The sequence below is a fragment of the Christensenella timonensis genome, assembly GCF_900087015.1.
In the GTDB taxonomy this organism is placed as follows: Bacteria; Bacillota; Clostridia; order Christensenellales; family Christensenellaceae; genus Christensenella; species Christensenella timonensis.
The window spans coordinates 542,451-554,740 of the sequence record NZ_FLKP01000002.1; the positions used below are offsets into that span (position 1 = coordinate 542,451).

11 protein-coding genes are annotated in these 12,290 nt (G+C 55.0%); 6 read left to right on the forward strand and 5 right to left on the reverse strand.

Annotation, left to right across the window (positions count from 1 at the left end):
• Nucleotides 1-5 precede the first annotated feature (5 nt).
• Nucleotides 6-215, reverse strand: coding sequence for a hypothetical protein (locus BN6471_RS04060; protein WP_066645792.1), 210 nt, complete (start codon nucleotides 213-215; stop codon nucleotides 6-8).
• A 211-nt stretch (nucleotides 216-426) separates the two neighbouring features.
• Here BN6471_RS04060 and BN6471_RS13145 point away from each other — a divergent pair, with 211 nt between their 5' ends.
• Genes BN6471_RS13145 through BN6471_RS04085 form a run of 6 tightly spaced genes read left to right on the forward strand, consistent with a single transcriptional unit; the run spans nucleotide 427 to nucleotide 8,352 of the window.
• Nucleotides 427-540 carry a potassium-transporting ATPase subunit F gene (locus BN6471_RS13145; protein WP_242861837.1) on the forward strand — a complete coding sequence of 38 codons (114 nt, stop codon included), beginning with the start codon at nucleotides 427-429 and terminating at the stop codon, nucleotides 538-540.
• Complete coding sequence (gene kdpA, locus BN6471_RS04065; RefSeq protein WP_066645793.1) at nucleotides 537-2,279, forward strand: potassium-transporting ATPase subunit KdpA; 1,743 nt, start codon at nucleotides 537-539, stop codon at nucleotides 2,277-2,279. The genes BN6471_RS13145 and kdpA overlap by 4 nt, the downstream gene beginning before the upstream one ends.
• A 15-nt stretch (nucleotides 2,280-2,294) precedes the next feature.
• On the forward strand, nucleotides 2,295-4,364 hold the full coding sequence (gene kdpB, locus BN6471_RS04070; protein WP_066645795.1) for a potassium-transporting ATPase subunit KdpB: 2,070 nt from the start codon (nucleotides 2,295-2,297) through the stop codon (nucleotides 4,362-4,364).
• A 12-nt stretch (nucleotides 4,365-4,376) separates the two neighbouring features.
• Complete coding sequence (kdpC, locus tag BN6471_RS04075) at nucleotides 4,377-4,985, forward strand: potassium-transporting ATPase subunit KdpC (protein ID WP_066645796.1); 609 nt, start codon at nucleotides 4,377-4,379, stop codon at nucleotides 4,983-4,985.
• Nucleotides 4,986-4,997: 12 nt separating this feature from the next.
• On the forward strand, nucleotides 4,998-7,688 hold the full coding sequence (locus tag BN6471_RS04080; protein ID WP_066645797.1) for a sensor histidine kinase: 2,691 nt from the start codon (nucleotides 4,998-5,000) through the stop codon (nucleotides 7,686-7,688).
• Complete coding sequence (locus tag BN6471_RS04085) at nucleotides 7,663-8,352, forward strand: response regulator (protein WP_187118769.1); 690 nt, start codon at nucleotides 7,663-7,665, stop codon at nucleotides 8,350-8,352. The genes BN6471_RS04080 and BN6471_RS04085 overlap by 26 nt, the downstream gene beginning before the upstream one ends.
• Nucleotides 8,353-8,382: 30 nt before the next feature.
• Here BN6471_RS04085 and BN6471_RS04090 read toward each other — a convergent pair whose 3' ends face one another.
• The 4 genes from BN6471_RS04090 to BN6471_RS04105 form a co-directional block, all read right to left on the reverse strand.
• Complete coding sequence (locus BN6471_RS04090) at nucleotides 8,383-9,870, reverse strand: flotillin family protein (RefSeq protein WP_082903334.1); 1,488 nt, start codon at nucleotides 9,868-9,870, stop codon at nucleotides 8,383-8,385.
• A 33-nt stretch (nucleotides 9,871-9,903) separates the two neighbouring features.
• Nucleotides 9,904-10,620 (reverse strand): NfeD family protein, encoded by a 717-nt coding sequence (locus BN6471_RS04095; protein WP_066645799.1) that lies wholly within the window; start codon nucleotides 10,618-10,620, stop codon nucleotides 9,904-9,906.
• Between the two features lie 17 nt (nucleotides 10,621-10,637).
• Nucleotides 10,638-11,171: a DUF1836 domain-containing protein gene (locus tag BN6471_RS04100; protein WP_242861869.1), complete on the reverse strand. Its 534-nt coding sequence runs from the start codon at nucleotides 11,169-11,171 to the stop codon at nucleotides 10,638-10,640.
• A gap of 133 nt (nucleotides 11,172-11,304) precedes the next feature.
• Nucleotides 11,305-12,279 (reverse strand): Gfo/Idh/MocA family protein, encoded by a 975-nt coding sequence (locus BN6471_RS04105; RefSeq protein WP_066645802.1) that lies wholly within the window; start codon nucleotides 12,277-12,279, stop codon nucleotides 11,305-11,307.
• Nucleotides 12,280-12,290 lie beyond the last annotated feature (11 nt).

Here is a 12,290-nt window from a genome sequence, read left to right on the forward strand (position 1 = left end):
ATTGATTACCAGGGTTCACCCGGGCATTTGTCCGTCGGGCCCTCGCGGTTTAGGTATCCGGTCGTTCCGTCTGCCTTTGCAAAGCTGACATAAACCTGCTTGGATTTATCGTCCGCCTGTTTTGATGCTTCCGCGATCGCCTTGTTTTTATCAAGTCCGTCGATATATTCCTCTGTCCCAAATTTTGGGTCCCTTACAATAACCTTATACGTCATGATCGATTCCTCCCTTTTTTGAATTATTCCTTCTGCTGTATATATATCCACGCAGGGGGCGGCTAAAACCAAATTTTCATGAAAACTCAAAATAATTTTAATGAAAATCCAGTCTCTGTCTTTATACAATCTTAATACCGGAGATAAGAACCCTAACACCGTCTTAATTTGCTTACGCATATAATCAGAACGTACAAGAAAATTCAGTTTAATGGAAAGAGAAAGGGGAATCATCATGGGTGTGATCATCACAGTGATCGGTATCGCGGCAGCGGCGCTGTTTGTGTACCTATTTGTTGTCCTTGTGCGGGGGGATAAACAATGAGCAATCAGATCTTGCAGTATGTGCTATACGTCGCTATCCTTGTTGCACTGGCAATCCCGCTTGGCAAGTATATTGGCAAGGTCATGAACGGGGAAAAGACATTCCTTTCAAAGGTACTGGTCCCGGTGGAAAACTTCGCATACAAGATATTGCATGTGAATAAAAACGAGGACATGGGCTGGAAAAAATACGCGGTATGCTGCGTACTGTTCAGTGCGTTTGGCTTTGCGATCCTGTTCTTTTTGAATATGGCGCAGGGCTTTTTGCCGCTGAATCCCGAGGGGCTTGACGGAACGTCGTGGCACCTGGCGTACAATACGACGTCAAGCTTCGTAAGCAATACGAACTGGCAGTCGTATTCGGGGGAAAGCACGCTTTCTTATTTGACGCAAATGCTGGGGCTTACGGTACAGAACTTTGTTTCCGCAGCAACGGGTATTGTGGTGCTGTTTGCGCTTATCCGTGGGTTTACGCGTGAAAAGGGGACGGGCATCGGGAACTTCTGGGTGGATATGACGCGGGTGGTATGGTATGTCCTCATTCCGCTTTCGCTGGTCGTGGCGATCCTGCTCGTTTCACAGGGCGTGGTACAAAATTTGTCGGCGTATACGGAAACGAGCCTCTTGCAGCCGACGACGCTGGCGGACGGCACGGTGATCACAGGGCAGGTGATCCCGCAGGGACCCGCAGCCAGCCAGATCGCCATCAAGCAGCTGGGAACGAACGGCGGCGGCTTTTTCGGCGTAAACTCGGCGTTCCCGCTGGAAAACCCAACGGTCTTTTCCAATATGATCGAGATGATCTCGCTCCTGCTGATCCCGGTGGCGCTGTGCTTTACCTTTGGCAGGAACGTAAAAGATAAACGGCAGGGCATCGCGCTCTTTCTTGTGATGATTATTATGCTGGTCGCTTTTCTGGCGGTCATCGGCGTAAATGAAGCAAATGGCACGCCGCAGCTAAGCCAGGACGGCGCAGTCAGTATGGCCGCGACGGATGACCAGGCAGGCGGCAATATGGAAGGCAAGGAAAGCAGGTTCGGCATCGCGACATCGAGCACATGGGCGTCGTTTACGACCGCCGCGTCAAACGGCTCGGTCAACTCCATGCACGACAGTTACACGCCTTTAGGAGGGCTTGTGACCATGCTGCAAATGCAGCTTGGGGAGGTTATCTTCGGCGGCGTTGGCTGTGGGCTTTACGGTATGCTGGCTTTCGCGATCATCGCGGTGTTCCTGTCCGGGCTCATGGTGGGCAGGACGCCTGAATACCTGGGTAAGAAGATCGAGCCGTTCGAGATGAAAATGGCAACGCTTGTATGCCTGGCGACACCGCTGGCGGCGCTTGTCGGTACGGCGGTCGCCTGCTATGTGCCGTCGGTGATGGACAGCCTGACAAACAGCGGCCCGCATGGTTTTTCGGAAGTGCTGTACGCTTTCTCGTCCGGCGCGGGCAACAACGGATCGGCCTTTGCGGGGCTGAACGCCAACACGCCGTTCCTGAATGTCGCGATCGGGACAGTCATGCTGTTCGTGCGCTTTATGCCCATGCTTGCGACCCTTGCGATCGCAGGGTCTATGGTGCGTAAACAAAAGGTAGCGGTCTCTGCGGGGACGCTGCCTACGCACAATGCATTGTTCATCGTCATACTGATTATTGTGGTACTGCTTGTAGGAGCGCTTTCGTTCCTTCCGGCGCTGGCGGTAGGCCCGATTGCGGAATACTTCCAGATGATTGGTTAAGGGGAGGAGAAGGTCATGGATACGAAAAAACAAAAATTTGTCAACAAACAGATGATCGGGCGCGCCTTAAAAGATTCGTTTTTAAAGCTGAACCCTAAAATACAAATACAAAACCCTGTCATGTTCGTCGTATATATTGCGTCGATATTGACGACACTCCTTTATGTATGCGCCCTTGTGGGGATAAGGGACAACACGCCCGGTTTCATACTGGGGATCGCAGTCCTTTTGTGGCTGACTGTCTTGTTTGCCAACTTTGCCGAGGCCATCGCCGAAGGCCGCGGCAAAGCACAGGCAGACGCGCTGCGGGCGGCCAAACGAGATATCGTGGCCAAGAAGATACCATCCCTTACGGAGCGGGACAATGTAACGGAAGTACCGTCGGCTTCGCTGCGCAAAGGCGATCTCGTCGTGGTACACGCAGGGGAACAGATTCCCGCGGACGGCGATGTGGTCGATGGCGCGGCTTCTGTTGACGAAAGTGCGATCACAGGCGAATCCGCCCCGGTGATCCGTGAGAGCGGCGGCGACCGCTGCGCAGTCACGGGCGGTACGACGGTCATTTCCGACTGGCTGGTCGTACTTGTGACGAACAACCCCGGCGAGAGCTTCCTCGACAAGATGATCGCCATGGTGGAAGGCGCTGCGCGCAAAAAGACGCCCAATGAGATCGCGCTGCAGATATTGCTGGTGACGCTGACCATCATATTTTTGGTCGTGACCGTATCGCTTTACGCATTCGCGCATTTCTCGGCGCAGATGCAGGGAATGGATACCAACCCGACCTCTGTTACCTCGCTGATGGCGCTGCTGGTATGTTTGGCGCCTACGACCATCGGCGCGCTGCTGTCGGCGATCGGCATTGCGGGTATGAGCCGCCTCAACCAGGCGAACGTGCTCGCCATGAGCGGGCGCGCGATCGAGGCGGCGGGCGATGTAGACGTGCTGCTGCTGGATAAAACGGGTACGATCACTTTGGGGAACCGCCAGGCAAGCGAATTTATTCCGGTGGATGGGACGGATATCCATGAGCTTGCCGACGCGGCGCAGCTTTCCTCGCTTTCGGACGAAACGCCGGAGGGCCGGAGCGTGGTCGTACTGGCAAAGGAGAAATTCAATATACGCGGCCGCAATTTAAGCGAGCTGCAGGCAACGTTTATTCCCTTTTCGGCCAAGACGCGTATGAGCGGGGTAGATTACGAAGGGAACGAAGTGCGCAAGGGCGCTGTCGACGCGATCTGCGCTTATGCGCAGGCGCACGGCCGGCAATATTCGGCTGAATGCCGCGGTATCGTGGAACGCGTTTCAAACAGCGGCGGTACGCCGCTCGTCGTTGCCAAAAACGGAAAGATACTGGGTGTGATCCATTTGAAGGATATCATCAAGCAGGGGGTCAGGGAAAAGTTTGCCGACCTTAGGAAGATGGGCATCAAAACGATCATGATCACGGGCGACAATCCCCTCACAGCGGCGGCGATCGCTGCGGAAGCGGGCGTGGACGATTTCCTGGCGGAAGCGACGCCTGAAGCAAAGCTGGAGCTGATCCGCGAATACCAGAAGAGCGGACACATGGTCGCCATGACGGGCGACGGCACGAATGACGCGCCCGCACTCGCGCAGGCGGACGTTGCCGTGGCGATGAACACGGGTACGCAGGCGGCGAAGGAAGCGGGCAATATGGTCGACCTCGATTCGTCGCCCACCAAGCTGATCGACATCGTACGCATCGGCAAGCAGCTGCTGATGACACGCGGTGCGCTGACGACGTTTTCCATTGCCAACGATATCGCAAAATACTTTGCGATCATCCCGCCGCTGTTCTTTTTGCTGTTCCCGCAGCTGCAGGCCTTAAACATCATGGGCCTGCACAGCCCGGAAAGCGCGATCTTCTCGGCGGTCATCTACAATGCGCTTATCATTGTGGCACTGATCCCGCTGGCCCTAAAGGGCGTGAAGTACCGGGAAGTCCCGGCAAGCAAGCTGTTGTCGAGGAATATACTGGTCTATGGCGTGGGCGGCGTGATCCTGCCGTTTATCGCGATCAAGCTGATCGACATGCTGCTCGTGGCAGTGGGGATGTTTTAGGAGGGAAATACTATGTGGAAAACGATAAAGGCTGTTGCGCCCAAGGCGCTGGTGTTTATACTGGTACTGACGCTCGTATGCGGACTGGTTTACCCGCTGGTAGTGACGGGAATTTCGCAAATCGCGTTCCCAAAACAGGCGAATGGCAGTATCATAGAGGTGGACGGTACGGCATACGGAAGCGAGCTGTTGGCGCAGGATTTTACAGGGGCGGAATACCTGCACGGACGCGTGATGAATGTGAACGCAGAGACATTTGTTGATGAGGAAGGAAACCCGCTGTTGTTCGCGGGGCCGACAAACTTATCCCCGGCGACTGAGGAATTTGACGCGTTGATGGCGGAGCGGGTCAACAAGATCCGCGAGGAAAACCCGCAAATGGGCGATACCCCTATCCCGGTCGACCTGGTCACGAGCTCGGGCAGCGGACTTGATCCGGATATTTCACCCGCAGGGGCGGAGTACCAGGTGAAGCGCATCGCACAGGCGCGCGGCTTGAGCGAACAACAGGTTCGCGAAGTGATCGCCCACCATACGCAGGGACGGTTCCTGGGAATATTCGGGGAACCGACTGTAAATGTGTTAAAAGTGAATCTGGAACTTGATGGGATATGGCAGTAACGGGAGAACCATATGGAAGAAAAACGCCCGGATCCGGGAGAGCTGCTTCGGCAGATCAGGCAGGAAGAACCGGGGCATAAGGGAAAACTGAAGATATTTTTTGGCTATGCGGCTGGCGTGGGTAAAACCTACGCCATGCTGGAAGCCGCACACGATGCAAAGAAGCGCGGTGTTGACGTTGTCGTGGGCTATGTGGAGCCGCATACCCGACCGGAAACGCTTGCGCTTTTGGACGGCCTGGAGGTGCTGCCGCCGCTTGAGGCGCCGTATAAGGGGATCACCTTGAAGGAATTTGACCTTGACGCAGCCCTAGCGCGCCGCCCGCAGCTTATATTGGTCGATGAGCTGGCGCATACAAATGCGCATGGCCTGCGGCATACCAAGCGCTGGGGGGATGTCGAAGAGCTTTTAAATGCGGGCATTGACGTTTATACGACGGTTAACGTGCAGCACATCGAGAGCTTGAACGACATCGTCGCTTCCATTACGCACGTCGTGGTGCGCGAGCGGATCCCCGACAAGGTGTTCGAGATGGCGGACGAGGTCGAGATTATCGACGTCGAACCATCCGTTCTGTTAGAGCGCCTGCACGAAGGCAAGATATACAGGCAAAAACAGGCGCATGAGGCGCTGGAACATTTTTTTGTGCGTGAAAACCTGATGGCGCTGCGTGAAATCGCGCTGAGGCGGGTGGCTGACCGCGTCAATCAAAAAAATGAAAGTATTCCCGCGCGCGAGCATATCCTGGTGTGCCTGAGCACGTCGCCTTCCAACGCTAAGGTAATCCGGACGGCGGCGCGTATGGCGGAGGCATTCCATGCTTCGTTTACTGCCTTGTTCGTAGACACGCCGGAAAGCCCGGCGCTGGACGCAGAGGGAGCAAAAAACCTGCGGGACAACATCCGCCTTGCAAAGGAGCTGGGCGCTAAGATTGCGACGATCTATGGGGAGAACGTATCGCTGCAGATTTCCGCTTTTGCGCGGATAAGCGGCATTACTAAAATTGTAATCGGCAGGACAGGGCAAAAAACGCCGTTTGTCGGCCGGCGGAAAAGCTTTGTGGACCAGCTGATCGAGCATACAACCGAACTGGAAATCTTTGTGATAGCGGACAACGGCAGCAGGGAGTATAAGCCGCGCCGCAGGCGGATCTGGGGAAAATTTCAATTTTCCGGGAAAGACTTCGCCAAAATGCTGCTCATTATGGCGTTGTCGGCGCTGGTCGGTATTTTGTTCGACCAGATCGGCTTTAGCCAGACCAATGTGATCGTGGTACTGATCCTGGGCGTGCTGATCACGGCAAACCAGACGCGCGGCAGGTTTTACGGCGTGGCCGCCTCGGTGATCGGCGTACTGCTGTATAATTTCTTTTTTACAGATCCACGGTTTACTTTCAACGCATATGGCGCGGAATATCCGGTCACGTTTGCGATCATGCTGGCCGCGGCCCTCGTTACGAGCGCGCTCACCAGCAAAGTGAAACGGCAGGCAGCCGCCGCGACGTTAAGTGCATTTCGCACGACGATCCTGCTGGAGGCCAACCGCAGCCTGCAGGACGCGCGGACAAAGGAGGAAATCATGCGGCGTGCGCTTTACGAGATCGCGCGCTTTGCGAGAAGGCCGGCTGTCCTGTATCTGGCGGAGCGGGGAGAAATAGGACGTATCCTTGCCGTCGACGAAAACGGCGCGGAACAAAAACAGGCGGATTTTTTAAACGAGGATGAGCGCGCTGTGGCGGCATGGTGCATCCGCAACCGCCATTCCGCAGGAAAGGGAACCAATACCCTGCCCGGCGCGGCGGCGCGTTATACGCCGCTGACGACAAAGGAAGGCGTGCTCGCGGTAGTGGGTATCGTGGCGGACGGGGAAGAGCAGCTGGACAGTATGCAGGATTCCCTCGTGTATGCGCTGTATGCGCAGATCACGTCTGCGTTGGAGCGGTATGTTCTCAATGAGGCACAGCGTAAGGCGGAGATGCAGGCGGAGAGCGAACGATTCCGTTCCAACCTGCTGCGTGCAGTCTCGCATGACCTGCGTACACCGCTGACAAGCATTTCGGGCAGTGCAAATTCGCTCCTCCAAAACAAATTTGACGAGGAGACCAAAAGGCGGCTGGTAACCGGTATCTACGACGATTCGGTGTGGCTCATTAACCTGGTGGAAAACCTGCTTTTTGTTTCGCGCATTGACAACGACAATGTGAAGCTGCGCAAAGAGCCGCAGCTGGTATCCGAGATCATCGAAGAAGCGCTGCGCCATGTGAGCCGCAAGATTTCGGAGCACCATCTGCTCACGCATGTGCAGGATGATATGATGATGGTAAATGTGGATGTGCAGCTGGTCGTACAGGTGTTTATTAATATCATAGACAATGCGGTCAAATATACGGACGCCGGCTCGACAATCGAAATCCTGGTGACGCGCAAGGGAAACGAGGCGGTTGTGCGTATCGGCGACGACGGCAAGGGGATCAGCGACCGCGACAAGAAAAATATTTTCGATATGTTTTATACCGTGAACGGGAACAAGGGAGACAGCCGCAGGGGACTGGGCCTCGGGCTGGCGCTTTGCAAAATCATTGTGGAAGCGCACGGCGGAAAGATCGCCGTCATGGACAACAGCCCGGTGCATGGGACGGTATTTGAATTTACACTACCCATAGCGGAGGTGAAAAGCAGTGAAAACTTCAATCATGATCGTTGAGGACGACCAGGCGATCCGGAATTTTATGACAGCTACGCTCGACCTCAATGCATACCAGTGTATCGCAGCGGAAAGCGGGGAACAGGCGCTGATGTATGCGGTCACAAACCGGCCGGACATCATCATCCTGGATTTGGGCCTGCCGGATATGGATGGAGTGGATATTATAAGAAAGCTGCGTACATGGTCGCAGTGCCCGATCATTGTCGTGAGTGCGCGCAGCGAAGATAAGGATAAGATCAGCGCGCTTGACGCGGGCGCAGACGATTACCTGACAAAACCGTTTTCCATGGACGAGCTTTTGGCGCGCCTGCGTGTTGCCGTACGCAAATTAAGTCCCGCACAGGCGGGGGAGGAAGCGGTTTTCGTCAACGGCGGCCTGAAAATCGACTATACGGCGGGCTGTGTGTATGTGGAAGGGCAGGAATGTCACCTGACGCCTATGGAATACAAGCTTGTCTGCCTGCTTGCCAAAAACGCAGGCAGGGTACTTACGCATAAATATATTTTAAAAGAGGTTTGGAACAGTACCCTTGAAAGCGATATCCCCTCGCTGCGGGTCTTTATGGCGACGCTGCGCAAGAAGATCGACCGCGAAGGGAAGTATATCCAGACGCACATTGGCGTTGGATACCGCATGCTGCGGATCACGGAAGGTGAATAAAAAACTCCCACCCATTATGGATGGGAGTTTTTATGTCGCCTTACTGCGCTGCGGAGCCCGGATTGTCCACCTGCTCCGGCATCTTTTCGGTCGGGGTTTCGGCAACCGCTGCAGGTTTCTTGCCCGAAACATCCACAGTCTCTGCGGGCGGCGTATCGCTGATTTTTTGCCCAGGAATTCAGGCAGCTCCATGCCCGCCATCTCGAATATCTCGTTCATGGGCGGGATGCTCTTCATCAGCCCGGACAGGAAGTTTGCCGTGCTGGATTTGCCGTCCTTGCCCGCCTGCCCGCCGTCCCAGACGGTCACTTTGTCGATCTTCAAATCGCGGATCGCTTCGACCTGTACCTTCATCAGGTCTTCCATCTTGTCGGCCAGCATCAGCATGAGGGCATTCTTGGCGTTGCCGCCCGCTGCATCCACGATGTCTGCAAAACCGGAGGCTTGTTTTTTCAGGATTTCCTGCATACCGCGCGCTTCCGCTTCCATCTTGGCATAAATCGCGTCCGCTTCACCGGCTGCCTGCCTGCGCAGGCGCTCCGCTTCTGCTTCGGCCTCCAGCTCGATCTGGCGTTTCCTGATCTCCGCCTTTACGATGACGTCCGCTTCCAGTGTGGCTTTTTCACGCGACGAACGCGCAAGCTCTGCCAGTTTTTCTGCGGCGTACGCTTCTTCCAAAGCCTTTGCCGCCTGTACCTTCTCTGCCGCGGTCGCGATCCTTGTGGCTTCCGCTTCCTTTTCGCGGCGGGCGGCGTCGGATTGGGCGATCTCGATCTTGGCCGTGTTTTCGCCGGTGATCGCCTTGGAGTTCGCGGTCGCGACCTCTACACGTTGGTCGCGCTGTGCGTTCGCTTCGCCGATGGAACCGTCGCGTACTTTTTCCGCAACAGATTTTTTTGCATCGTTGATGGCCTTGGCAGCGGCTTCCTTACCGAGCGCCGTGATGTAGCCCGATTCGTCGCTGATATCCGTTACGTTGACGTTGATCAGCCGCAGGCCGATTTTTTTGAGTTCGGATTCCACGTTGCGCGAGACCGCTTCTAAGAACTTATCGCGGTCGGTGTTGATCTCTTCGATGTCCATCGTGGCGATCACAAGACGCAGTTGGCCGAAGATGATGTCCTTCGCAAGCTCCTGTATCTCGGTCATTTGCAGGCCGAGCAGGCGTTCCGCCGCATTCTGCATGATGCCCTGCTCCGTCGAGATACCGACTGTGAATATGGACGGTACGTCGATACGGATGTTCTGGCGGGAAAGCGCGCTCTTTAAGTCAACCTGTATGGAAAGCGGCGTCAGGTCAAGGTATTGGTATGCTTGGATGACAGGCCAGATGAATGCCGCGCCGCCGTGGATACACCGTGACGTGCGGTTTGTGCCGTCGCTGTTCTGGCCGACCTTACCATAGATGACCATGATTTTGTCGGACGGGCATTTTTTGTACCGCGTCAAAAAGATCAGCAGGCACATGAACACCAGTACGACGATGACTACGATCAGAATCAAACTTTCAATACTCATTTTTCTCCCCCTTGGCCGGATGGAAAGCGGCCATTATATTCTTTTCACGACAAGCGTATTACCGCTTGTGATCCCCGTTACGACGACCTGCGTGCCCGTCGGGATGGTGGCGTCTTCATCTGTGACCGCATCCATTTCTGTGAGCGTTCCCTGTACCATGACCGTGACCTTTCCAACAGAGCTCCGCTTTTCGTGGATAGGCAGGTATACGGTACCGGATTTGCCGAGGGCGTTGCGGATATCCATACTGCCGTCGGATTGGAGCCTTAGCATACCGCGCATGGCGACCGCCATCAGCACCATCGCCACAAACCCGAACACGATGGCAAGGATCACGCTGGCAACGGGCAGTACGTCTGATTTAAGTAGCAGAAGGCCAGACCAGCCGAATACCGCAAAGAATGCGACCAGGCCCTGCAGCGTGAAGAGGTGCAGGCCGCTGCCTTCAAAGTGGGGATGTCCGCTGTCCGGGTGGTCGCCCGGGGGAGCGTCCGTATCCATCGAAACGTCGATGTCTGCCGCGCCGTCCGCGGTGATTTCGCCGATGTGTACATCTGTATGCGGGATACCGTCGTGCATGCCGCCCATATCCGCATGCGCATCGCCCGGCGCATCCATGTTTGCATCCGCGTCATGGCCGACGCCGACAAGCAGCAGGATGACCTCGATCACCAATAAAACGGTAGAGGCAATCCCGACCACGGCAAAGATTTGTTCAACCAATGTCATGGCTTCCCACCAAGCAATCATTTCTTTGTCCTCCTGTATCAGATATCGAGTGTATTAAGCTCCAAAAGAGCCTCCGAGCGCACCTGTACGGAAATGTGCGAAAGGAGCATGATGCGCAGCACCTTTTGCATCCGCTTGAGGGTCTCGCCGGAAATGCAACGTTTAGCCAGTACCTTATCGATGATGGCGTCGAGCTTGGTTGCCGTACGCACGGCGTCGCCCGGAGCGAGCGTCAGGACATCGACAAAGCATGTATAGACAAGGGTAGGCGCGCCGGAGGCAGAGGCCGCGATATAATCGATCATGCGGGTGATCTGGTCAATCTGGAAAATATCGTTGAGCATGTTGATGATCACGATCGTGCAGAACTGGTCACAGTCGTACTTTTTACCGATCGGCGGCCTTAAGAATTTACGCTTGACCCAATTCTGCACCGTATGTGCGGAGAGGCCGGTAAGCTGCAATACCTGTGAGAGGACAAGGCCGTTTGCAGCGAACAGCGAATTCAAAAAATCCTGCACGCCGTTTTCCATATTCATTTCGACCGTGGTACCCGGCAAATAACCAATCATCACTGCTGTACCTTTCCTGCATACAAAAAACGAATCACATTCCCGTTCCTTTCTGGGCAATTACCTTTGTTGCTGCCTCCATTATATAACGCGGTCATATGACTGTCAAATAAAATCTAGTGAACATTATAGGCTAAAAGGAAAGACCTGCCTGCCTGCGCATTTGCTGCAGGGTCTCGGAGACGGAAATGCTAAGTTCCTGCGCATATTCGTACTCGCCGCGCGTGCCCTGCGGATCGGTGATGTAGTGGTGGAAATCCTTCATTTCATTCGCCATCAGAAAAATCTTGTCGACGTCGCCGCAGATTTGTTCACTCGCACCCTCTGAAGGGAACCAGGTGATGTCTGTGAAATGGTGCAGAAGGCGAATGGCAACGGTGCCGCGGTCGCCGATGATTTCTGAACCTGCGCGGCCCTGGCCGATTTTGGAGGCCGTGATCACGACCTGTTTATCCGGGTAAAAAAACGTGCTGCTGAAGTAGCCGTCTGCGCCTGAGCTTAGGAGGTGTGCGTTCGTTTCGATGCGCTGCGGGCGGCCAAACAGGTCGAGCGCGGGATAGACGCAGTAAACGCCGAGATCCATGATGCACCCGGCGGCCAGCGCGGGATTGAAGATATTGGGAAGCTCGCCGTCCAAGAAGGCCCCGTAACGGGAAGAAAGCTGTGAGAAATCGAAATGCACGGTGGTGATGTTCCCCAGCTTTGGCAGCAGCTCCTTAAGCGCAAACCTCTGCGGCTGGTGCATCATCATGATCGCTTCCATGAATATAACGTTTTTGCTGCGCGCCAGTGAAATAAGCGTACGCGTTTCATCCGGTAGTACGGTCAGCGGTTTTTCGCAGATGACGTGTTTGCCGTTTTCCAGCAGGAATTTACACTGCTCGTAATGCAAGAGGTTGGGGCTTGCGACATACACCGCGCCGATATCGCTTGCAGCGAGCGCTGCAAGGTCGTCAAAGGCTTGCGCAGCGCCATACTGCGCCCCGAAATCCTTAGCCTTTTCAAGACTGCGGGAATATACGCCGGCCAGCTCAAAAAGCCCGGTCGTCTGTGTGCCCTCGATCATTTGCTGTGTGATTTTGGATGTGCCGATGGTTGCGTATTTCATAGGATCACCTC